At 71.3% G+C, this 22,555-nt stretch carries 18 protein-coding genes; 12 read left to right on the top strand and 6 right to left on the bottom strand.

Translation table 11 applies throughout. The features are described 5' to 3' along the window. Positions 1 to 16 precede the first annotated feature (16 nt). From VIS07_00470 to bfr, 4 genes are all read left to right on the top strand, one after another. The gene (locus tag VIS07_00470) at positions 17 to 790 is read left to right on the top strand and encodes an SDR family oxidoreductase (GenBank protein HEY8513968.1); all 774 of its coding nucleotides are present in this window, start codon (positions 17 to 19) and stop codon (positions 788 to 790) included. Between the two features lie 42 nt (positions 791 to 832). Beyond that, the gene (locus tag VIS07_00465) at positions 833 to 1,507 is read left to right on the top strand and encodes a TetR/AcrR family transcriptional regulator (protein ID HEY8513967.1); all 675 of its coding nucleotides are present in this window, start codon (positions 833 to 835) and stop codon (positions 1,505 to 1,507) included. 11 nt (positions 1,508 to 1,518) lie between these two features. After that, complete coding sequence (locus VIS07_00460; GenBank protein ID HEY8513966.1) at positions 1,519 to 2,541, top strand: glutathione S-transferase family protein; 1,023 nt, start codon at positions 1,519 to 1,521, stop codon at positions 2,539 to 2,541. A 171-nt stretch (positions 2,542 to 2,712) separates the two neighbouring features. Next, entirely contained in the window at positions 2,713 to 3,192 is a 480-nt protein-coding gene (gene bfr / locus VIS07_00455) for a bacterioferritin (GenBank protein HEY8513965.1), read from the top strand. A gap of 85 nt (positions 3,193 to 3,277) precedes the next feature. Here the strand turns inward: bfr and VIS07_00450 are convergent, their stop codons facing one another. Further along, positions 3,278 to 3,742, bottom strand: coding sequence for an SRPBCC family protein (locus tag VIS07_00450; GenBank protein HEY8513964.1), 465 nt, complete (start codon positions 3,740 to 3,742; stop codon positions 3,278 to 3,280). 765 nt (positions 3,743 to 4,507) lie between these two features. On the opposite strand from VIS07_00450, the gene VIS07_00445 reads away from it, so the two are divergent. Then, positions 4,508 to 5,407: a hypothetical protein gene (locus tag VIS07_00445; GenBank protein HEY8513963.1), complete on the top strand. Its 900-nt coding sequence runs from the start codon at positions 4,508 to 4,510 to the stop codon at positions 5,405 to 5,407. A gap of 286 nt (positions 5,408 to 5,693) precedes the next feature. Then, positions 5,694 to 7,673 carry an ATP-binding protein gene (locus VIS07_00440; GenBank protein ID HEY8513962.1) on the top strand — a complete coding sequence of 660 codons (1,980 nt, stop codon included), beginning with the start codon at positions 5,694 to 5,696 and terminating at the stop codon, positions 7,671 to 7,673. A 92-nt stretch (positions 7,674 to 7,765) separates the two neighbouring features. On the opposite strand, the gene glgX is transcribed toward VIS07_00440, so the two are convergent. Continuing rightward, positions 7,766 to 10,246: a glycogen debranching protein GlgX gene (gene glgX, locus VIS07_00435; GenBank protein HEY8513961.1), complete on the bottom strand. Its 2,481-nt coding sequence runs from the start codon at positions 10,244 to 10,246 to the stop codon at positions 7,766 to 7,768. A gap of 209 nt (positions 10,247 to 10,455) precedes the next feature. Between glgX and VIS07_00430 the strand changes: the two genes are divergently transcribed. Both VIS07_00430 and VIS07_00425 read left to right on the top strand, forming a co-directional pair. After that, entirely contained in the window at positions 10,456 to 11,202 is a 747-nt protein-coding gene (locus tag VIS07_00430; GenBank protein HEY8513960.1) for a metallophosphoesterase, read from the top strand. A 46-nt stretch (positions 11,203 to 11,248) separates the two neighbouring features. Further along, complete coding sequence (locus VIS07_00425) at positions 11,249 to 12,070, top strand: hypothetical protein (GenBank protein ID HEY8513959.1); 822 nt, start codon at positions 11,249 to 11,251, stop codon at positions 12,068 to 12,070. Between the two features lie 95 nt (positions 12,071 to 12,165). Here the strand turns inward: VIS07_00425 and VIS07_00420 are convergent, their stop codons facing one another. After that, entirely contained in the window at positions 12,166 to 12,609 is a 444-nt protein-coding gene (locus VIS07_00420) for a c-type cytochrome (GenBank protein HEY8513958.1), read from the bottom strand. Between the two features lie 147 nt (positions 12,610 to 12,756). Between VIS07_00420 and VIS07_00415 the strand changes: the two genes are divergently transcribed. Beyond that, the gene (locus tag VIS07_00415; protein HEY8513957.1) at positions 12,757 to 13,338 is read left to right on the top strand and encodes a BON domain-containing protein; all 582 of its coding nucleotides are present in this window, start codon (positions 12,757 to 12,759) and stop codon (positions 13,336 to 13,338) included. Positions 13,339 to 13,350: 12 nt separating this feature from the next. Here VIS07_00415 and VIS07_00410 read toward each other — a convergent pair whose 3' ends face one another. Genes VIS07_00410 through VIS07_00400 form a run of 3 tightly spaced genes read right to left on the bottom strand, consistent with a single transcriptional unit; the run spans position 13,351 to position 16,347 of the window. Further along, a complete protein-coding gene (locus tag VIS07_00410) occupies positions 13,351 to 13,803 on the bottom strand; it encodes a response regulator (GenBank protein ID HEY8513956.1) in 453 nt (150 codons plus the stop codon). Then, a complete protein-coding gene (locus VIS07_00405) occupies positions 13,800 to 14,915 on the bottom strand; it encodes a PAS domain-containing sensor histidine kinase (protein ID HEY8513955.1) in 1,116 nt (371 codons plus the stop codon). Before VIS07_00405 ends, VIS07_00410 begins: the two co-directional genes overlap by 4 nt. Before the next feature lie 43 nt (positions 14,916 to 14,958). After that, entirely contained in the window at positions 14,959 to 16,347 is a 1,389-nt protein-coding gene (locus VIS07_00400) for a sigma-54 dependent transcriptional regulator (protein HEY8513954.1), read from the bottom strand. Between the two features lie 341 nt (positions 16,348 to 16,688). On the opposite strand from VIS07_00400, the gene VIS07_00395 reads away from it, so the two are divergent. The 3 genes from VIS07_00395 (at position 16,689) to VIS07_00385 (ending at position 22,522) form a co-directional block, all read left to right on the top strand. Then, on the top strand, positions 16,689 to 19,949 hold the full coding sequence (locus tag VIS07_00395) for a CHASE domain-containing protein (GenBank protein HEY8513953.1): 3,261 nt from the start codon (positions 16,689 to 16,691) through the stop codon (positions 19,947 to 19,949). Continuing rightward, a complete protein-coding gene (locus VIS07_00390) occupies positions 19,940 to 21,832 on the top strand; it encodes an AI-2E family transporter (protein ID HEY8513952.1) in 1,893 nt (630 codons plus the stop codon). The genes VIS07_00395 and VIS07_00390 overlap by 10 nt, the downstream gene beginning before the upstream one ends. A 159-nt stretch (positions 21,833 to 21,991) precedes the next feature. Continuing rightward, positions 21,992 to 22,522, top strand: coding sequence for a DUF4398 domain-containing protein (locus VIS07_00385; protein ID HEY8513951.1), 531 nt, complete (start codon positions 21,992 to 21,994; stop codon positions 22,520 to 22,522). Positions 22,523 to 22,555: the final 33 nt, after the last annotated feature.

Raw genomic sequence — 22,555 nt, 5'->3', positions numbered from 1 at the left:
CAAATCACGTTCCCGCATGCGGACGATCGTGCTCAGCGGGGCCGCATCGGGCATCGGCGCCGCCGTGCGCAGCCGCCTCGAGCGCGACGGCTGCCGCGTCCTCGGCGTCGACCTGCGCGACGCGGAGGTCGTGGCGGACCTGTCGGACGCCGCGGGACGCGAGCGCGCACTGGCCGAGGTGCGCGCGCTCGCCGGCGAGCGGCTCGACGGCCTCGTCGCGTGCGCCGGCATCGGCCCGCAATTCGAGCCGCGCTCGCGCATCCTGTCCGTCAACTACTTCGGCGCGATCGCGCTGCTCGACGGTCTGCGTCCGCTGCTCGCTTGCGGGGAGGCGCCGGCGGCGGTCGCGGTGTCGTCGAACTCGGCGACGATCGCGCCCGGTGCGGACGGGCCGCTCGCCGCGGCGTGCCTCGCCGGGGACGAGGGCGAGGCGCGTCGGCTCGCCGAGGAGACGGACGGCGCGACGGCCTACGCGGCCTCGAAGCTCGCGCTCGCGCGCTGGGTGCGCAGGCAGGCGACGCGCCCGGAGTGGGCGGGCGCCGGCATCCGTCTGAACGCCGTCGCGCCCGGCGCGGTGCGCACGCCTCTCCTGGAGGAAGGGCTCGAGCACCCGGTGTTCGGCGCCGCGATCCGCGGCTTCCCGATCCCGCTCGGCGGCCGGTTCGGGCGTCCCGAGCAGATCGCCGCGGCGATCTGCTTCCTGCTGTCGAGCGACGCGTCCTTCTGCTGCGGCAGCGTGCTGTTCGTCGACGGCGGCTCCGACGCGCTGCTGCGCGCCGACGTCTGCTGACCGAATTGAATCTGCACTCATGATGCAGTAATGCGTCGCGCGATGTCCGCGGACCGGTCCCCGCTCGTCCGGCTCGACGGCCGCCTCGCGCGCAGCGAGCGCTCACGCCGCGCCGTGGTCACGGCGCTGCTCGACCTGCTCGAAGGCGGCAACGTGCGGCCGACGGCGGCGCAGATCGCGCAGCGCGCGGGCGTGTCGCTGCGCTCGGTGTTCCAGCACTTCGAGAGCATCGAGACGCTGTTCGCGGCAGCGGCCGATCTGCAGATGGAGCGCCTCGCGCCGCTCCTCGTGCCGACGCCGGCGAGCGGCGAGCTCGGCGAGCGCATCGCGATGCTCGTCGCGCGGCGCTCGCGGCTGCTCGAGGCGATCACGCCGGTGCGGCGCGCGTCGCTGCGGGTCGAGCCGTTCTCGAAGGAGGTGAGCACGCGCCTCGAGGCGGCGCGTGCGCGCGCGCGCGCCGAGGTCGAGCGCGTGTTCGCGCAAGAGCTCGACGCAAGACCCGCGGCGCAGCGGCGCGAGCTCGCCGCGGCGCTCGGTGCGGCGGCGAGCTGGTCCGTGTGGGAGAATCTGCGGCGCCACCAGGGGCTGTCGGTCGAGCGCGCGCGCAAGGTCATGACGCTGATGCTGACGGCGCTGCTGAGCGGCGAGGCCGCTGCTCCGACGCGTCGTCGCGGAGCTCGCTCGCGGAACGGGGTCGGCGAACCGTCCGCTGCGTGAAGGAGAGAACGATGGCTTCGGACAACGCGCAGGCTGCCGGTCCCACGTACCGCATCTTCGGCTCGGAGCTCTCGCCGTACTCCGTCAAGGTCCGCTCGTACTTCCGCTACAAGGGCATCCCGCACGAGTGGGTCCTGCGCAGCGCGAACAACGAGGAGGAGTTCCGGCGCTACGCGAAGCTGCCGCTGGTTCCGCTGGTGGTCGCCGACGACGGCCGCGCCTGGCAGGACTCGACGCCGATCATCGAGCACTTCGAGACGCTCCATCCGGAGCCGTCGATCCATCCCGACGATCCGACGCTCGCCTTCCTCTCGGCGCTCATCGAGGAGTACGGCGACGAGTGGGGCAACAAGCCGATGTTCCACTACCGCTGGACGTACGAGGCCGACCGGCGCTCGGCGGCGGAGCGCATCGCGCGCCAGATGATGCCGGGGCTCGACGAGAGCGGGATCGAGAACGCGATCCAGATGGTCGCCGGACGGATGGTGCCGCGGCTGTCGTTCGTCGGCTCGTCGCCCGAGACCGCGGAGCAGATCGAAGGATCGTTCGTCCGGCAGCTCGAGATCCTCGAGAAGCATCTCGCGAAGCGGCCGTACCTCTTCGGCGGACGGCCGGCGTTCGGCGACTTCGGCCTGTTCGCGCAGATCTACGAGTGCTCGACCGACCCGACGCCGGGCGCGCTGCTGCGCGAGCGCGGGCGCAACGTGCTCGCGTGGACCGAGCGCATGCTCGACCCGCGCAACGAGGGTCCGTTCGAGGACTGGGCGGCGCTCGAGCCGACGTTGATGCCGCTTCTGCGCGACGAGGTGATCGGCGTGTTCGCGCCGTGGACGGTCGCGAACGCGCGCGCGCTCGCCGAGGGCAAGCCGCAGCTCGAGGTGACGCTCGGCGGCAAGCCGTTCCGTCAGGAGCCGCAGAAGTACCACGCCAAGTCGCTCGCCGCGCTGCGCGCGCGTTACGCGGCGGTGCGCGAGCGCGACGCGCTCGACCGCATCCTCGACGCCGCGGGCGGGCGCGCGTTCCTCGTCGACTGACGCGACGTCGACGGACGCGAGGATCATCGGGCTCTGCTGAAATCGATTTTCGATTTCAGCGGATCTTGCGATTTACGCGAGGCGGGTTCCGCGCGCGTGCGTCGTGTGGTACGTTCGTGGTCTCAACGAGGCATTCACGGCGCTCAGGGGTGGCAGGGAAGGAGGCTTCGCGTGAAGGGCAACAAGAAGATCATCGATGCGTTGAACGAGATCCTCACCGGCGAGCTGACCGCGATCAACCAGTATTTTGTGCACTACAAGATGTGCGACAACTGGGGGTACAAGCGGCTCGCCAAGAAGAACTACGAGGAATCGATCGGCGAGATGAAGCACGCGGACGATCTGATCGAGCGAATCCTCTTCCTCGAGGGCGTGCCCAACATGCAGCGGCTGTTCAAGGTTTCGGTCGGCGAGACGCCGGCCGAGCAGCTTCGGCTCGACCTCGCCCTGGAGCTCGAAGCGCAGAAGCGCTTCAACCAGACGATCGAGCTCTGCGTCCAGCTCGGGGACAACGGCACCCGGGAGATGCTCGACGACATGCTCGAGTCGGAAGAGGAGCACATCGACTGGCTCGAGTCGCAGCTCACGCTGATCGAGCAGGTCGGCGAGAAGATGTACCTCGCGCAGCAGATCCGCGAGGAAGAGGACTGAGCGTCGCAGCCCGAGCCTGACGCTCTTCGTCATCACGCCCGCGGCGCAAGCAGCGCCGCGGGCGTCTTTGCGTTTGGCTCCTGCGTCAGTGCGGCTTGTCCTGGCGCACCTGGCCGCGCCAGGCGCCGGTCTCCTGACCGCGCGACTCGATGAACTCCTTGAAGCGCTCGAGGTCCCCCGCGACGCGCTTCGAGACCACGCCCACCATGTCGCCGACCGTCTCGACGAACCCGTGCGGGTCGTACTCCATCTGCAGCATGATGCGCGTCTCGGAGGGCGCGAGCCGGTGGAAGGTCACCACGCCCGCGTTCGGCGCGCCGCCGGCGTCGCGCCAGGCGATGCGCTGATCGGGCGTCTGCTCGGTGATCACGGCGTCCCACTCCTTCTCCTTGCCGCCGACGTTGGCCTTGAAGTGCAGGTGGGTGTCGTCGAGCTGGCGCACCTCCTCGATGCCCTCCATGAAGCGGGGGAACTCCTCGAACTGCGTCCACTGGTTGTAGGCTGTGCTCACCGGCACGTTGACGTTGATCGATTTCTCGATGGTCGACATGTGCTTTCTCCTCGGCTCGCGCGTGGGCGAGCGGTGTTTCGGCGACGCGCGTCGGCGCGCGACGGATCCCGATGGAGGGTTGCGAAGCACATGCCACGGGCGATTCGCGCCGGGCGCGTGGTGGTTGCGAGGTCGCGCCGGGAAAGGCGTGAGATCGTGGACGACGTGCGTGTAAGGGATGCCGCGCGCTCGGCAGGGATTACGCGACGTCGGACCCATCGTGCTGCGTGGCGCGCGTGCGCTCCGTGAGCTCGACCGCCGCCGAGCGGGGTCGCGCGAGCAACCGTCAAGTATCGGGGATCGCGATGCGTGCCTCGCTGCTGCGCGGTGCGCTTCCGGACTGTACCCGCGTACGGCGCGACGCGACTCGATCCGCCCGCCGGCACCCGTCCCCGGTGATTGCCCCGACGCGCGGCCTCTCGCGGTCTGTGACGGACGGTGTCCGATCGGGGCGGCGACGGAGAAAGCGCAGCTCTCCGACGCCAGAAGTCCGACCTGCATGTCAGCGCGCCGACACCCCGAACGCGGCGCCCTGTAGAGCCTACAAGGACGAATTTTCAAAAGCGCCTGGCGGCGTGGGATCCGTCTCCCGTCGCGCGCACGAGATGTCGAAAACGCCCGGCCCTGCGTCGTACCGGGCCAGGTCTCGGCGACTGTCGACCCTCGTTCGGCTGGTGCGAAAGCTGCACGGAGCCCGCCCGGCTTCATGCGTCGGTGTGGGTGCAGTGCGCTCGCTCGACGCCGGCGCGGAGCGAGGACCAAGTCATGCGGAAACCAACCGGTGGCGACCTCTGGGCGCTCGTCGTGGGCGGGGTGATTCCCGCGGGCCGACGTGTCGGCTCCGCACGGCGTCGACCGGTCGACTCCGGCAAGCGAAGAGGGCGCGACGGCGCGCTCGCCGCGACGGTCTCGCGGCTGCTGCCGCTCGCGGGGCCAGCACGCACCGCCGTGGCGGTGCTCGACGCTGCGCCCTCGTCCGACGCCGAGCTCGCGCGGCTCCCGGTGCGCAACGTCTTCGTCGCGCGACCGGGCGCGGCGCAGCCGCTCTCCGAGTGGTCCGCGCTGCTGCGGATCCACGCGCTCGACCGCAGCGCCCGCGTCGCGATGCTTCCGGCCGACGGCCGCTTCGCCGACGACGAAGCGCTGCGCGCCCACCTGCGCATGGCGGGCTGGGTCGTCCGCCGTCATCCGAACCTCGTCGTGATGCTCGGCGTGCGGCCGCGGCACCCGGCGGCGGGCTGCCGCTACGTCGACCTCGGCGCGCCCGCGCCCGACTGCGCGTTCGCACCCGTCTTCACGGTGCGCGGCTACTGCGAGCCGTCCGGCGACGAGGCGGCGCGCTACTTCGCCGCGCGCGGTGCGCTGTGCGCGCCGCCGGTGGTGGTGGCGCGCGTCGCCCGCTTGCTCGAGCTGATGGAGGACATCGCCTCCGAGGAGGCCGATCGCTGGGCGCACTCGGTCGAGCGCGCGCGCGCGCAGGGCGTCGGCTTCCGCAGCGTGCTCGACGTGAGCGTCGCGCGCCTCGTGCTCGAGCGCGCCCGCAAGCAGGTCGTCGTGCTGCGCGCGGACGGCCTCGAGTGGCGCGAGGGCGCGGCGCGCTCGAGCGTCCGGACGTCGACGCGCACGCCGGCTGCCCCATGGCACCTGCCGCGGGCCACGGCTTGAGCTTCACGTTTCCGCGGCCGTCAGCGGCCGTCCGCGCGGTCTCCGGCGAAGATCGCGCCGAGGATCGACCGGTCGATGTCGAGCACCCGCTGTCCGTGCGGCGAGCCTGGCTGGGCCGCTGAGCACGGAGCGGGGTGACGAGTGACGAGGGACGCAGCGCCGGTCTGCGAGCGGGCGAGCATCCTGCTGATCGCCAATCGACCCGACGAGCGGATCGCGCTCGAGGAGGCGCTGGCGGACCTCGACGTCGACGTGGTCAAGGTCGAGTCGGGCCGGGAGGCGCTGCGTGCCGCAGCGCGAGTTCGCGGCGATCCTGCTCGACGTCGACCCGTCGCTGACGGACGGCTTCGAGACCGCGATGCTGATCCGCGAGCGCGAGTCCGCGGAGCGGACGCCGATCCTCTTCGTCACGTCCGGCGGCGACGATCTGCACCTCGCGCGCGGCCACTCGCTCGGCGCGGTGGACTTCGTCGTCACGCCGTTCGTGCCCGACGTGCTGCGCACCAAGGTCTCGGTTTTCGTCGACCTGTACAACGCGGTGCGCACGCAGCGTCGCCACGCGGAGGCGCTCGCGAGCTACGCGCGCCGCCTGCGGCGCTTGACGCGCGCCGCGCAGGCGATCAACGCGGGCGGCTCGACCGACGCGATCGCCGACGCGGCGATGCTCGCCGCGCGCGACATCCTGGGCGGCACTTCGGTCGCCGTCGGGCTGACACTCGGCGAGAACCAGGTGCGCACGCGCCATCTCGCGCCGCTCGACGACGATGCGCCGAGCGGCTGCGCGCAGGCCGTGCAGGAACTGCTGTCGGCGTACGCGCTGCGACTCCAGCGTCCGGGCGAGGTGCTGCGGATCGCTCCGAACGGCGGTGTCGCCGCGGCCCCGAACGGGGAAGCGAGCGACGCCTTCCCGCGCATCGAGTGCCTGCTCGCGCCGCTCGTCGGCCGCGACGGACGCCCCCTCGGGCTGGTGTGCAGCGGCGACAAGGCGGATGGCGCGTCGTTCGATCAGGACGACGAGACGCTCTTCCTGCAGCTCGCGCAGATGACCGGACTCGCCATCGAGAACTTGCTGCTCAGCCAGGAGCAGGAGGCGAGCAAGCTCAAGGAAGAGTTCCTCTCGACGCTGTCGCACGAGCTGCGCACGCCGCTCACCGCGATCCTCGGCTGGGTGCGCTTGCTGCAGCAGGGACGCCTCGACGACCGCACGACCGCGCGTGCGCTCGAGGTCATCGACCGCAACGTCAAGAAGCAGAGCAAGCTGATCGACGACCTGCTCGACGTCTCGCGCATCGCGGCCGGCAAGCTGCGCCTCTCGGTGCAGCCCGTGGCGATGCACGAGTTGCTCTCCGCCGCCGTCGCGGCGGCGCGTCCGATGGCGGACGCGAAGGGCCTGCTGCTGACCACGGTGCTCTCGGACGAGGTCGACACCGTGCCCGGCGATCCCGACCGCCTGCAGCAGGTCGTGTGGAACCTCCTGACCAACGCCATCAAGTTCACGCCGCAGGGCGGCCGCATCGACGTGCGCCTCGCGCGTCGCGACACGCGCGTCGTGCTCGAGGTGCACGACACCGGCAAGGGGATCCCGCGCGAGTTCCTGCCGCACGTCTTCGAGCGCTTCCGTCAAGCAGACGGCGGCTCGACGCGCATGCAGGGCGGGCTCGGGGTCGGGCTCGCGGTGGTGCGGCACATCGTCGAGCGGCACGGCGGGGCGGTGCACGCCGAGAGCGACGGCGAGAATCGCGGCGCGACCTTTCGCGTCATCCTGCCGTCGATGTCGGCCCATGGTGCGAGCGTGGAGAGCGCCGCTGCGCTCGCGACGCGGCGCGCGCCCGCGCCGAGCGCGCTCGCCGGGCTCCGCGCGCTGGTCATCGACGACGACGCCGACACGCGCTACCTGCTGCAGGAAGTCTTGATCCGGAGCCAGATGGACGTCGTCGCCGTCGACTCGGCCGCCGAGGCGCGCGCCGCGCTCGACGTCTCCGCGCCGGACGTCATCGTCTGCGACATCGCGATGCCAGGTCAGGACGGCTGGACGTTCCTCTCCGAGGTCCGCCAGCGGCCCGGGCGCCGAGTGCCCGCGATCGCGGTCAGCGCCTACGCCGGCGAGGCGGAGCGCGCGCGCTCGATCGCGGTCGGCTTCGACGCGCACCTCGCGAAGCCCATCGAGCTCGACGAGCTGACGAGCGTGATCGCGGAGCTGACGAGACGCAGGTCGCACGGCTCCGCGGGTTCGTCGGCGGACACGGCGGTGCGGACGTCGCGCTGAGCGAAGCGCCGCGCGCCGCGGTCGACGTAGCCGCATCGCTCGACCGCGCGTGTGGCGACGCGGGCTCGTGTGACGACGCGCGTGCGCGTGCGTCAGCGCGGCTCTTCGGGCGGCGCTGGCTGCTCTCCGGCGGCCGACTGCTCCGCGTTCGGCTGCGCGCCTTCGCCGGTGGGTGGTGGTGATCCCTCGGCTGGCTGCGCCTCGTCCGCGGGCGGCTGCGACCCCTCGCCGTGCGGCGTGTCCGGCTGCGGCTGCGCGGCCTCGCTCGGGGGCGTCTCGCCGCCGTCGTGCGCTTGCTCGGGCGGCGGCTGCTCGGACGCCGGCTCCTCGCTCTGCTGCTCGGACGTGGTCTGCTCGCGAGCAGGCTCGTGCGTGGCCGGCGCCTCGCTCGGCGCCCCGGCGCTCGCTTCGGCCCGTCGACCCGCGCCGGCGTCGCGACGGCGCGTCGCCGGCGCCGGCACGGCCTCGAACACCGCGGCCGCGTGCGACGCGAGACGGTAGCGCGCGCTGCGCGCGCTCATGCTGCGCGTCGACTCGGGATCGCCGGTGTCGAACACGCGCTCCCAGCGCTTGCCCGGACCGGGGGGCGGCAGGGTGAAGTTGAGCGTCCCGTGGTGTGCGTTGAGCAGCACGAGGAAGGTGTCGTCGGTGACGCGAGCGCCGGTCTCGTCGATCTCGTCGATGCTGTCGCCGCCGAGCTGCACCATCATCGAGCGCACGAAGGACGCGTTCCACGCCTCGTCGGTCATCTCGCGACCCTGCGGGTCGAAGAAGCTCAGATCCTTGACGTCGGCGCCGCGGATGCTGCGGCCCTGGAAGAAGTGCCGGCGCCGGAAGACGGGGTGCGTCTTGCGCAGCTGGATCAGCGAGCGCACGAACGCGAACAGGTCGCGGAAGCGCTCGGCGCGCTCCCAGTCGTACCAGCTGATCTCGTTGTCCTGGCAGTAGGCGTTGTTGTTGCCCTGCTGCGTGCGGCCGATCTCGTCGCCGCCGCAGATCATCGGCACGCCTTGCGACAGGATCAGCGTCGAGAAGAAGTTTCGCATCTGACGCGCGCGCAGCGCGTTCACGCCAGGATCGTCGGTCTCGCCCTCGGCGCCGCAGTTCCAGCTGTGGTTGTTGTTGTCGCCGTCGGCGTTGTTCTCGCCGTTCGCTTCGTTGTGCTTGTCGTTGTAGGCGACCAGGTCGTGCAGGGTGAAGCCGTCGTGCGCGGTGACGAAGTTGATGCTCGCGTACGGACGGCGCCCGCTGTGCTCGTAGAGGTCGCTCGAGCCGGCGAGGCGGGTCGAGAATTCCGATGCTTGACCGCCGTCGCCGCGCCAGAAGCGGCGCACGCTGTCCCGGTACTTGCCGTTCCACTCCGTCCACAGGACCGGGAAGTTGCCGACCTGGTAGCCGCCGGGTCCGACGTCCCACGGCTCGGCGATGAGCTTCACCTGCGAGAGGATCGGGTCCTGATGGATGACGTCGAAGAACGCGGACAGCTTGTTCACGTCCCACAGCTCGCGGGCGAGCGCGCTCGCGAGGTCGAAGCGGAAGCCGTCGACGTGCATCTCGACGACCCAGTAGCGCAGGCTGTCCATCAGGAGCTGCAGGACGCGCGGGTGGGTCATGTTGAGCGTGTTGCCGCAGCCGGTGAAGTCCATGTAGTAGCGCGCGTCGTCGGGGACGAGGCGGTAGTACGACGCGTTGTCGACCCCGCGCATCGACAGCGTCGGGCCCATGTGGTTGCCCTCGGCCGTGTGGTTGTAGACCACGTCGAGGATCACCTCGATGCCCGCCGCGTGCAGCGTCCGCACCATCGTCTTGAACTCGTTGACCGCGGTGATGCCGGCGGCGTCGCGCGCATAGCGCGCCTGCGGCGCGAAGAACGCGAGCGTGTTGTAGCCCCAGTAGTTGCTGAGCCCGCGGTCGAGCAGGTGACGGTCGTCGACGAAGTAGTGGATCGGCAGCAGCTCGACGGCGGTCACGCCGAGCGAGCGCAGGTGGCGGAGCGGCGCGTCCGAAACCAGGCCGGAGTAGGTCCCGCGCAGGCCTTCGGGCACCTCCGGGTGTCGCTTGGTGAAGCCGCGAACGTGCACCTCGTAGATCACCGTGTCGTGCCACGGGATGCGCGGCGGACGGTCGTCGCCCCACGTGAAGGCGGTGTCGACCACGGCCGCGAGCGGTGCGGCGTGCGCGTTGTCGCGCTCGTCGAACGCCAGATCCTCGCCGGGATCGCCGATCGGGTACGAGAACATCTCGTCGCACCACTGCACCGGGCGCGCGACGGCCTTCGCGTACGGGTCGAGGACGATCTTGTTCGGGTTGAAACGGTGGCCCTCGGCCGGCGCGTACGGTCCGTGCACGCGGTAGCCGTAGAGCTGTCCGGGACGCACGTCGGGCAGGAAGCCGTGCCAGACCTGATCGGTGTGCTCCGGCAGCACGATGCGCTGCGACTCCGCGCGCGCCTCGGGGCCGTCGAAGAGGCAGAGCTCCACGCGGGTCGCGTGCTCGGAGAACAGGGCGAAGTTGACGCCCCGTCCGTCCCAGCAGGCGCCGAGCGGATACGGTTGTCCAGGCTGGATGCGCATTGGGTGGTCCACGTCGAGCAACGCGTGTGCCGCAGGCGTCTCCGGTGAGCCGCTTCCCAAGTGCGTGATCCAACGCGAGGTGTGCGGCGTGCGTTGCGAGCGCGCTGCGTGCTTTGTCACTTCGGGTGTGCCGCCTGTCGATTTTGCAGGCTCGACGTGCTCGACGAGCCTGCGAGCGCTGGCCGTGCGCTTGCACCCTGCCGCGCCCCATGAGCGACCGAACCCGGACCGTCCGCGTCGCCGCGGTCGGCGACGTGCACTGCACCCGCGCCTCCAAGGGACACTTCCAGCCGCTGCTCACGAAGATGGCCGAGCGCGCCGACGTGCTCTGCCTGTGCGGCGACTTGACGGACTACGGCCTGCGCGAGGAAGCGATCGTGCTCGCGGCCGAGCTCGCGAGCGTCGGCAAGAAGCCCGTCCTGTGCGTGCTCGGCAACCACGACTACGAGTCGGGGCAGGTCGAGCAGGTGCACGAGGTGCTGAGCGAGGCGGGGGCGATCCTGCTCTGCGGCGAGGCGTACGAGACGCACGGCGTCGGCTTCGCCGGCACCAAGGGCTTCGGCGGCGGCTTCGGACGCCACGCGCTCGAGCCCTGGGGCGAGGGGCCGCTCAAGGCCTTCGTGCAGGAGGCGCTCGACGAGGCGCTGAAGCTCGAGAAGGCACTGTCGCGGCTGCGCACCGAGCAGCGCATCGCGCTCCTGCACTACGCGCCGATCCCGGAGACCGTCGTCGGCGAGCCCGCGGAGATCTTCCCGTTTCTGGGCTCGAGCCGTCTCGAGGAGCCGATCAACCGCTTCCCGGTCGCCGCGGTGTTCCACGGCCACGCGCACGCCGGCAGCCTCGAGGGCCGGACGTCGCACGGCATTCCGGTGTACAACGTCTCGCTTCCGGTCTTTCAGCGCAGGCAGCCCGGCGAGGACGCGTTCCGTATCGTCGAGCTCCTGGTCGAGGATTGACGCGCGCGTCGCGGCGGCACGAAAGCTGCGTTGCGCCTACGTCCGCATGACCGCAGCCAACACCGAGGTGCGAGGCGACCCGCACCGCGCCGCGCTCGCGGCGCTGAACGACGCCGGCGTGCAGTACCTCGTCGGCGGGGCGTACGCGCTGCAGATGGAGCTCGGCGTCATCCTGCGCGAGGTCAAGGACCTCGACCTGTTCCTGCGCCCGCGCGACGTCGAGGCCGCGCTCGCCGCGCTGCGCCGCGCCGGCTACGAGACGGATCTCACCTTTCCGCACTGGCTCGCGAAGGCCTGGGCGGGCGACGACTTCATCGACGTGATCTTCTGCTCGGGGAACGGCATCGTCACCGTCGACGACGACTGGTTCCGCTACGCGCGCCGCGTCGAGCTGCTCGGCATGCCGGTGCTGCTGTGTCCGAGCGAGGAGGGGATCTGGGCGCGCGCGTTCGTCATGGAGCGCGAGCGCTACGACGGCGCGGACGTCGCGCACCTGCTGCGCTGCAGCGCCGCGAAGCTCGACTGGGGACGTCTGCTGCAGCGCTTCGGTCCGCACTGGCGCGTGCTGCTCGCGCACCTCGTGCTGTTCGGCTTCATCTACCCGTCCGAGCGCGACCGCGTGCCGCGCTGGGTGATGGACCACCTGATCGGGCTCCTCGCTGCGGAGCACGCCGGCACGCCACCCGACGATCGCGTCTGCCAGGGAACGCTGCTGTCGCGCGCGCAGTTCCTGATCGACGTGCAGCGCTGGGGCTATGCCGACGCGCGCCTGCGCCCACGCGGCAACCTCACCGACGAGGAGGCCGAGCGGTGGACGCGCGCGATCGAGGAGGATCCGGGGATCGTGCGCACGCTGCTGCGACCTTGACGGTCGCCTGCCGCAGCCGCTCGACGGGAAGTTGTGCTTGACTGCGGGTCGCTCGACCGCGCGACGCGCGGTCGCGTGTGCGGCGTCAGCCGCGCTCAGCGCGCCGGTAGCGAGCGCAGGTAAGCGATCACCGCGCGCGCGTCCTCCTCGGAAAGCCGGAAGGGCGGCATCGGGGCGAGCGGCATGCGTCCCGTCGTCCGCCGTCCCGTGGTGAGCAGCGAGAAGAAGTCCTCGTCGGTGAGGTGCCCCGGGCCGGCGATCCCCGGTGCGTAGGTCGCCCACGGCGGGCCGCCGAACGGCGAGGTGAACGGGATCGGCGCGCCCCGGAAGAGCTGGGTGTCGTCGAGCTCGCCGTTCGCGTGGCGCGGCGTGTGGCACTGCACGCACATCGCGACCTCGTTCGCGATGTAGCGGCCGCGCTCGACGAGCGCGTCGTTCGCGGCGGGCGCGGCCTCGACGGGATCGCCGCCCCGCACCACGACGAGGCCGATGAGCGCGGTCGCGCATCCGAAAGCGAGCAACTTGGTGATGGGCTTCATGCGCACCTCCTCCCTGGGCCCGCGCAACTCGGCAACCCACGTGCCAGGGTGCCGACGTTGCGCGCAAGAGCGTCTCCCGGCTGGCACGGGGCGCGCTACCTCGTCAAGACGAGCCCGCGCAGGGACGGCGGGCACGGGAGGGACATCATGCAACGGAAGCTCATCCCGCCTGCGGTCGCGCTGCTCGCGCTGGCCGGCGCGACGGTGATCCTGCCGCGACCCGTCGGGGCCTCGGATCGTGCGACGCAGGCAGCAGATCAGAACGCGCAAGCAGGCGCTGCGGCGCCGGCCGCTGCGACGTCGCAGGACGATGCGGTCGAAGCTGACAACACGGGACGCAACGTGCGCGACCGCGACGGCAGGACGCGCACGCCCATCGACCAGAGCAACGAGCCCGGCGACCTCGCGATCACGCAGCACATCCGCAAGACCGTGGTCGCGAACGACGAGCTCTCGACCGAGGCGCACAACGTCAAGATCATCACCGTCGACCGCGTCGTGACGCTGCGCGGACCGGTCGAGAGCGAGGACGAGCGCGCCTTCATCGTCGCGGCGGCGAAGAACGCGCCGCAGGTCGCGCGCGTCGAGGATCAGCTCGAGGTCATGCGGTCTGCGGGCGACGAGGCGGAGCGCCCGGCAGTGGAAGACGAGGCGGCCAAGCCACCCGCCGCGGCGCCGGTCGCGCCACCGGTGGCCGGTGCGCCGGGTGCTGCGCCGAGCGTGCCGTAGCGGCGAATGCGCTCAGTCGTGGCGTGACGGCCCGCGGCCCGCGTCGGTCGTGGGTGCCGCGCCGTCGGCCGCGCTTTCGCCGCGCGCGGCGCGCGCCTGCCGGTCGACGATCGCCGCGAGCATCGATTCCAGGCGGTCGAAGTCGAGCGGCTTCGTGATGTAGTCCTCGACGCCGATCGCACGCGCGCGCTGCGCGAGATCCGATCCGGCGGAGGTGAGCACGATCGGCACGTCGAGGTGGCGGCGCGCCATCTCGCTCTTCAGCGTCGCGCCGTCCATGATCGGCATCATCAGGTCGAGCAGCACGGCGTCGCAGCGCACCGCCTCGAGACGCTCGATCGCGTCGGCCCCGTTGCTCGCCGTCTCGACCTCGTACTGCTCGCCGAGCAGCAGGCTCAGCGCGGCGAGGATGTCCGGGTCGTCGTCGACGATGAGGATCCGATGCTTGACGAGCGAGGGGGTCACGCGCGCTCCTCGTGCTGCTCCGCCTGCGCTCGCTGGACGGGCAGCGTGACGGTGACGGTCGTGCCGTGCCCGAGTCGGCTCGCGACCGCCAGCGTGCCGCCGTGACGCTCGACGATCTCGCGCGTGATCGCGAGGCCGAGGCCGATGCCGGGGTAGTGGTCGGTCGAGGCGTTGCTCGCGCGGTGGTACGCGCGGCCGAGCGCCGCCAGGTCCTTCTCCGGGATGCCGATGCCCTCGTCGGTGACGCGCATCGTGCAGCGCTCGCCCTCGTCGACGAGCTCGACCGCGATCCGTCCGCCCTCGGGCGAGAACTTCACCGCGTTGTCGAGCAGGTGCCACACCATCTGCACGAGGCGCCGACGGTCGCCGCGCACACGGTACTCGCCGACGGCCTCGAACCAGAAGAAGTGTCGCGGCTTGAAGCCGTCGAGCCGCGCGCTGTCGGCGAACAGCTCGACGGTGTCGCCGACCAGCTCGCGGAAGTCGATCTCCTGCTCGACGAGCGGCAGCGACGTGCCGCGCGGCCAGCGCGCCGCGTCGGCGAGATCGTCGACCAGCGAGCTGAAGCGGTTCATCTGCGCCGTCAAGCGATCGACGAGGCCGCTCGAGAGCAGCTTCTCGCGATCGGTGCTGCGGCGCAGCGCCTCGAGGTAGGCGAGCACCGAGGTGAGCGGCGTGCGCAGCTCGTGCGCGACGAGCGAGAGGAACGCGGACTTGCCGTCGTCCGCGAGGCGCTCGTCGTGGACGTCGTTGCAGCAGCCGACGAAGCCGCCGCTGCCGTTGCCGCTCGAGAACGGCACGCCGCGGTCGGTGACCCAGCGGTACGCGCCGTCGTGCCGGCGCAAGCGGAAGGTCGCCTCGAACGGACGGTGCTGCTCGCGCGCCTCGCGTTCCGCGTCGGCGACGAGGGCCCGGTCCTCCGCGTGGATGCCGTGGCGCCAGCCGCCGCCGAGCTCGTCGGCGAGCGCGCGTCCGGTGAAGGCGAGCCATGCGTCGCTGAAGAAGTTGCGCTCGCCGTCCACCGTTGCCGTCCACAGCATGGCGGGCGCGCTCGCGAATGCGGAGCGCGCCGCCGACGCCGCGGGATCGGACGTCCCGTCCCGTTCGTTCAAAAGATCTCCTCGCGCGCGTCGACCGCGACGCGCGCCCACACCGTCAAGCTTGCTGCGCGGGTGTGTTCCGCTGCTTGGTCCTCCCGTTGTACGCGTTCAGCCGGTTGTAGAGCGTCTTCAGGCTGATCTCGAGAACGCGCGCCGCACGCTCCTTGTTGCCGTTGCAGGCTTCGAGCGTCGCGAAGATGAGTCGCTTCTCCGCTTCGCTGATCGAGATGCCGGGCTTGAGCTCGATCGCGGGGCCGAGGCCGACGGGCTCGGAGCTCGGCGTGGCGTCGGAGCTGAGCGCCGGCAGGCACTCGGTCGTGATCACCTGGTCGGCGAGGATGAACGCGCGATCGATGACGTTCTTCAGCTCGCGCACGTTGCCCGGCCAGTGGTACGCGCGGAGCCGCTCGAGCGCCGCGCGGCCGAGGCGCTTGTCGGCCTTCTCCGCGCGGTTCATGCAGGATAGGAAGTACTCCGCGAGCAGGTCGATGTCCGAGCCGCGCTCGCGCAGCGGGGGCAGGTGAATCGGGAACACGCTGAGCCGGTAGAGCAGGTCCTGGCGGAGCTTCTGCTGCGCCACTGCCTCCTGCGGATCGCGGTTGGTCGCCGCGATCAGCCGAACGTCGACGGGCAGCTCGCGCTCGCCGCCGATGCGCACGATCTTGCCCATCTCGAGCACGCGCAGCAGCTTGACCTGCAGCTCGAGCGGCATCTCGGTGATCTCGTCGAGGAACAGCGTGCCGCCGTGCGCGCGCTCGAAGTAGCCCTTGTGGATGCGGTCGGCGCCGGTGAAGCTGCCGCGCTCGTGGCCGAAGAGCTCGCTCTCGATGAGCTGCGGCGTGACCGCGCCGCAGTTGAGCGCGACGAACGGCTGCTTGCGGCGCCGGCTGAGCTGGTGAACGGTCTGCGCGACGAGCTCCTTGCCGGTGCCGCTCTCGCCCTGGATGAACACGGTCGCGTTGGTCGGCGCGACGCGCGCGATCATGTCGTAGAGCCGCTGCATCGGCGGCGACGAGCCGATCAGCGGACCGAAGCGTCCGAGCCTGCGCAGCTCGGCGCGCAGGTCCTCGACCTGATCGTAGAGCTCGCGTCGACGCGCGACGTTGGCGAGCACCGCACGCAGGCGCTGCAGCTCGACGGGCTTCGTCAAGTAATCGACCACGCCCTCGCGGAACGCGTCGACGGCGGAGTCGACGGTCGCGTGGCCGGTGATCAGGACGACGTCGGTGAAGGGCATGGCGGCGAGCTCGGGAATGAGCTGCGAGCCGTCGCCATCGGGCAGGCTCAGGTCGACCAGGGCGAGATCGGGCATCCGCTCGCCGAGGATCTGGCGAGCGGCCGCCAGGGTGGTCGCCGACTCCATGGTGAAGCCTTCTTGGCTGAGCACCTCGGCAATGGCTTCCTGGAAGCCGGGATCATCATCGATCACGATCGCGTGTGGCATGCGTTCCTCCGCGTGCAGGCCGGCGGCTCCGGGCTCCCCCTCGCTCCGGTCCCTCGACCGAAGCAGTCCTTTGCCCGCCTCCGTTCGCTGACTGCGCTCGGGCGCAGCACGTTCCCCGGCGACGCAAGCGCTCGTGGCGCTTCTGCAAATGATGCACCGCCCAGAATACCGCGAAAATTCGCGCCTCCGGGTAAGGAAGGGAGCTGTGGCTGTAATTTGTACAAGCTAGCCCCTTGTAGCCTGTACATTTTACACCGATTGGCGCCTCCTTGGGCAGCCCCTCGTGCAGCCCTCCTTGTAAGGCCGCGGCCGCGGGCTCACGGGCGCGAAAGGTACCGAACGTGCAAGCGATCGGCGCGCGCAACCACCCCGTGGGGGGCGTGCGTCCCGGCTACCGCGGGGCACGTCCCGCCGTTCGCTCGATGAAGAAGCTACTGTCGCTGCCGCACGTTCGAAGGCAACTGGCCCCGATCGGCGTCGCCTTCCTGGCGGCGCTGGCGACGGTGCTCGCGACCTGGACCGCGTACTCGGTCTACGGCTCGCGCGACCGCGACCGCTTCGAGCGGCGGGTGAGCGAGATCTCGGACGCGATCGAAGCGCGGCTCGCGACCTACGTCGTGCTGCTGCACGCGGCGAGCGCGCTCCTCGGCTCCGGCGGCGAGGTGGACGAGCCGGACTTCCGCGCTTTCGTCGAGCGCGCCGATCTGCACGCGCGCTATCCCGGGTTGCGCGGCGTCGGCTTCGTCGCGCGCGTGCCGGCCGCGCAGCGCGTGGAGTTCGAGCAGCGCGCGCGCAGCGGCGGCGATTCGGTGCGGATCCGCACCGACGACACGGAGCGCGTCGAGTACTTCCCGATCGTCGCGCTCGAGCCGCACGACGACGCGAGCCACGCCGCGATCGGCCGCGACCTCGGCAGCGACGAGCGCAGCGCCGCCGCGATGGAGCGGGCGCGGGACTCCGGGCTGCCCGCAGGTTCTGCGGCGATGCTGCTGCCGTCGGCGGGGGACGCGCCCGGTCCGCTCGGCGTCTACCTCTTCGTCCCGGTGTACCGCTCGGCGACGACGCCGCCCGGCATCGATGCGCGACGCGACGACCTGGTTGGCTTCGTCTTCGGGACGATCGGCGCGGCGGACTTCATCGCGGCGAGCGTGCCGCCCAACGAGCAGGCGCAGGTCGCCTTCCGCGTCTACGACGGCGGGCACACCGACGGCGATCACATCTACTCCTCCGAGCTCTCCCCGGCGCTCGCCGACGAGACGCCGACGTTCACGACCACCACGAAGCTCGACATCGCCGGGCAGGACTGGGCGATCGCGTTCCGCACGCTACCGCCGTTCGACGACGCGTCGCGCTTGCCGTCGGTCCCCTACGTCTTTCTCGGCGGCTGCCTGATCAGCATCCTGCTCTACGTCGCGATGCGCACGCAGCTGCGCGCGCGGCACCAGGCGGAGCACAACGCGAGCGTCCTGCAGACGCTGCTGCTCGCGCGCCGCGAGAGCGAGGCGCGTCGCGCGGCGATCCTCGAATCGTCGATCGACGCGGTCATCGCGATGGACGAGGCGGGCCACATCACCGAGTTCAACCGCGCCGCCGAGGAGACCTTCGGCTACGCGCGCTCGGAGGTGCTCGGCCGCGACCTGTTCGAGACGCTGATCCCCGAATCGTACCGCGACGAGCTGCGCGCCGGCTTCGCGCGCTACCTCGCGACCGGCGAGGGGGCGTTCCTCGGCCAGCGCGTCGAGACCAGCGCGCGCCGACGCGACGGCAGCGAGTTCGCGGCGGAGGTCACGGTGAGCGAGATCGCGCTCGACTCCGGACGCGAGTTCACGGCGCACGTGCGCGACATCACCGAGCGTCGCGAGTACGAGGAGCGCTTGCGCGTCGAGCGCGAGACCGTCGAGACCCTGCACCGCGTGAGCAGCTCGTTCGCGGCGAAGCTCGACGTCCAGGAGCTCGTGCAGGACGCGATCGACGCTGCGACCGCCGTCTCCGGCGCGGAGTGCGGCGCGTTCTTCTACAGCGGCCCGAACGAGGACGGCGCGTCCGACCAGAGCATCTTCGCCGTCTCCGGCATCGACCGCGCGATCTTCGACGAGATCGGGCCGCCGCGCCCGACGGCGCTGCTCGGCGCGACCTTCGTGAATCGCATGGTCGTGCGCCTCGAGGACGTCGCCGAAGATCCGCGTCAAGGCAAGAACGCGCCGCACTTCGGATTGCCGATCGGGCACCCGCCGATCCGCAGCTACCTCGCGGTGCCGGTCGTGACCGGCGGCGGCGTGATGCTGGGCTCGATCCTGCTCGGCCACTCGCGGCCCGCGGCGTTCACCGAGCGTCACGAGAGCGTCGTGCTCGCGATCGCGGCGCAGGCGGCGGTGTCGCTCGACAAGGCGTTGCTCTACCGCGCCGCGCAGGAAGCGCGAAACGCCGCCGAGCTCGCGAACCGTGCCAAGGACGAGTTCCTCGCGACGCTGTCGCACGAGCTCCGCACGCCGCTCACGGCCATCCTCGGCTGGTGCCAGCTCCTGACGCGCGGCAAGCGGAGCGAGGCGGAGATCGCGCGCGGGCTCGAGCGCATCGAGAGCAGCGCGCAGGCGCAGACGCGCCTGATCTCGGACCTGCTCGACGTGTCGCGCATCGTGTCCGGCAAGCTGCGCCTCGAGGTGCAGCAGCTCGACCTCGAGCCGATCGTCGAGGCCGCGATCGAGTCGATCCGTCCCGCCGCGGAAGCCAAGGCGATCGACGTGCGGACGCTGATCGATCCCTCGTCGGTGGTGGTCGCGGGCGACGCGAGCCGTCTGCAGCAGGTGTTCTGGAACCTGCTCTCGAACGCCGTCAAGTTCACGCCGAAGGGCGGGCGCATCGAGGTCCAGGTGACGCACGAGGACGGCCACGCGCTGATCGACGTGACGGACAACGGCTGCGGCATCCGTCCCGAGGACCTGGCCTGCATCTTCGACCGCTTCCGCCAGGTCGACAGCAGCACCACGCGGCGCTCCGGCGGTCTCGGCCTCGGGCTCGCGATCGTGCGCCACCTGGTCGAGCTGCACGGCGGATCGGTCGCCGCGTACAGCGAGGGCGAGGGCCGCGGCGCGACCTTCCGGGTGTCGCTGCCGGTGCTGGCGATCCGCTCCGCGGCGGCGTCGGCGAGCGACGGCGCGCAGGCCGCGGCCGAGGATTCGCGAGCGGCCCATGCTTTGCTCTCTGGTCTTCGCGTGCTGGTGGTCGACGACGACGGCGAGACGCGTGATCTCATCAAAGTGATCCTGGAGGAGGTCGGCGCCAACGTGTGCGCCGTGCCGTCCGTGAACCGCGCCCTCGACGCGCTCGCGCGGCTGCGTCCGGACGTGCTCGTCAGCGACATCGCCATGCCCGATCGCGACGGCTACGACCTGATCCGCCACGTGCGCAGCCTGCGCGAGGAGGAGGGCGGCAAGATCCCGGCGCTCGCGCTGACCGCGTTCGCGCGCACCGAGGACTGCCGGCGCGCGCTGCTGGCGGGCTTCCAGATGCACGCCGCGAAGCCGGTCGAGCCGCAGGAGCTCGTGTCGATGGTCGCCGCGCTCGCGCGGCGTCCCGCCGAGGCCGAATCCCAATGGCCGTGACGCTCGACGCCGAGCGTCCGCCACCTCCCGAGTCGATCGAGAGCGACGCGAACTTGCGCTACGGGCGCGGCACCATGATGGCGCTCGGCGGCGCCGTGGTGCTCGCGATTCTCTATTTCGCGAGCTCGGTGCTGATCCCGATCGCGCTCGCGATCTTGCTGTCCTTTCTCCTGAGCCCGGTCGTGCGCGGCTTCGAGCGCCTGCGGCTCGGACGCATCGGCTCGGTGGTGGTGGTCGTCGTGCTCGCCTTCGGGCTGCTCGGCGCCATCAGCTTCGGCGTCTTCACGCAGGTCACCTACCTCGCCGACGAGCTGCCCAACTACCGCTCGAACATCCGCGCCAAGGTCGCCGATCTGCAAGGGGTCACGAGCGGCGGCCTGATCGACAAGTTCACGCACGCGTTCGAGGACGTGATGGCCGCGGTGGAGCGCGGCACGAAGCCACGTCCGCGGCAGCTGCAGAAGGCGGAGGGCGAGGAGCCGGTGCCGGTCGTGATGCAGGCGCCGTCGGTGCTGTGGCAGATCCCGACGCTCCTCGAGGGGCTCGCGAGCGCGGGTCTGGTGCTCGTGCTCGTCATCTTCACGCTGCTCGAACGTCGCGAGCTGCGCGATCGCTTCATCCGCCTGATCGGCCACGGGCGGCTCGCGGTGACGACGCGCGCGCTCGACGAGGCGGCGGAGCGCATCAGCCGCTACCTGCTCGCGCAGTCGCTGATCAACGCGAGCTACGGCGTCGCGGTGGGCGTCGGGCTCGCGGCGCTCGGCGTGCCGTACGCGCTGCTGTGGGGCTTCATGGCCGCGCTGCTGCGCTTCATCCCGTACGTCGGTCCGTTCCTCGGCGCGGGCATGCCGCTCGTGCTGTCGCTCGCGGCGTTCCCCGGCTGGTCGACGCCGCTGCTCGTCGCCGGGCTGTTCGCAATCGTCGAGCTCGCGACCAACCTGGTCGCCGAGCCGCTGCTCTACGGGCAGTCGGCGGGCGTGTCGCAGGTGGCGCTGCTCGCGGCGATCGCGTTCTGGACGTGGCTCTGGGGTCCGATCGGGCTCGTGCTCGCCACACCGCTCACGGTGTGTCTCGTCGTGCTGAGCAAGCACGTCCCCGAGCTGCGCTTCATCTTCTACCTGCTCGCCGACGAGGAGGTGCTCGAGCCCGACGTGCGGCTCTACCAGCGTCTGCTCGCCGCCGACCTCGACGAGGCGGTCGAGGTGGTGCAGGAGCTCCGCGCCGCGAACCCCGAGTGCAACGTGTACGACGACCTGCTGCTGCCGGCGCTGGCGCGCACGCGGATCGACCGCGAGACGCACCGCCTGTCGTCGGACGAGGAGCTGCGCATGATGCGCTCGGCGCGCCAGCTGCTCGCGACGCTGAACGCCCAGGCGGAGGAAGACCAGGCGGAGGAAGAAGAGAAGGCGCGCGCCGCAGCGGCCGACGGCGGCGAGCCGGAGCGCGTCGCGACGGTGCGCATCGAGGGCGTGCTCGGCTGTCCGGCGGGCTGCGACGCCGACGAGCTGGTGCTGCAGATCCTCGCGCGCGAGCTCGCGCGCGACGGCATCGCGCTCGACCTGCTGTGGAGCGGCGCGGGCTCGCTCGAGGTGCTCGGCACGGTGGAGAGCAGCGAGCCGCGCGTGGTATGCATCGCCGGCTTGCCGCCGCGCGGCGAGCTCACCGCACGTTACCTCTGCCGGCGTCTGCGACGTCAGTTCCCGAACCTCGTGATCATCGTGCTCCTGCCCGGCGTCAAGGACGGCGACACCGCGGTGATCGGCCCGCTGCAGAGCGTGGGCGCGAACGTCGTCGTGGGGACGCTGCGCGCCGCGCAGGAAGCGCTGCGCGAGTCGCTGACGCGCGAGACCACGACCGCCGAGAGCGCGGTCGTCAACGCCTGAAGCGGTCGTTTCTTCCGAACCGCTTGTAAGTCCTGCTCGCGCTGCGCGCCGTTCGGTCGCTGCCCGCGTGCGCTCGCACGCGCGGATCACGAGGCACGGGCCTTGCGACCGTTCGACGCATCGGCGCGCCGCACGCGCGGCCGCAAGCGGAGAACGAAAATGAAGCGTCGACCCATCGGTAGTTTCGCAAATGTCGTCCGCGTCGGCCTGGTGCTCGCGCTCGCCGGCAGCATGGTGGCCTGCGCCGCGACGCGCCGCCCGCTCGCCGAGATGGCGGCGGCGGAGCATGCGGTGCAGCTCGCACAGAGCGACACCAAGGCGTACCACTACGCGCCCGTCGAGCTGCGCTCGGCGGAGGACAAGCTCGCGCTCGCGCGCCAGGCGATGTCGAACGGCGACTACGAGGACGCGCGCTACCTCGCCGAGCTCGCACGCGCGGAGGCGCAGCTCGCGGAGGCGCGCGGCGAGGCGCGCTTCGCGCAGGGCGCCGTCGTCACCTCGCGCCAGGTCGAGACCGTGCGCGACACCGACGGCGACTCGTCGTCGACGGTCGTCGAGCGCACGACGACGTCGCGTCCTGGCGTGGTGGTGGAGCCCGCACCGTCGCGGACGGTCACGACCGTCGTCGAGCAGCCGCTCGGCATGGACGTGATCCGCGAAGAGCGCTCGGTCGTCGTGATCCCGGAGTGAGCGCGCACACGGCGCGGCCCCTGGCTGCGGACA

The sequence above is a fragment of the Candidatus Binatia bacterium genome, from assembly GCA_036563615.1.
GTDB lineage: Bacteria > Desulfobacterota > Binatia > UBA12015 > UBA12015 > DATCMB01.
The sequence above is the reverse complement of the archived record's forward strand: the minus strand, read 5'-3'. Positions and strand labels throughout refer to the sequence as shown.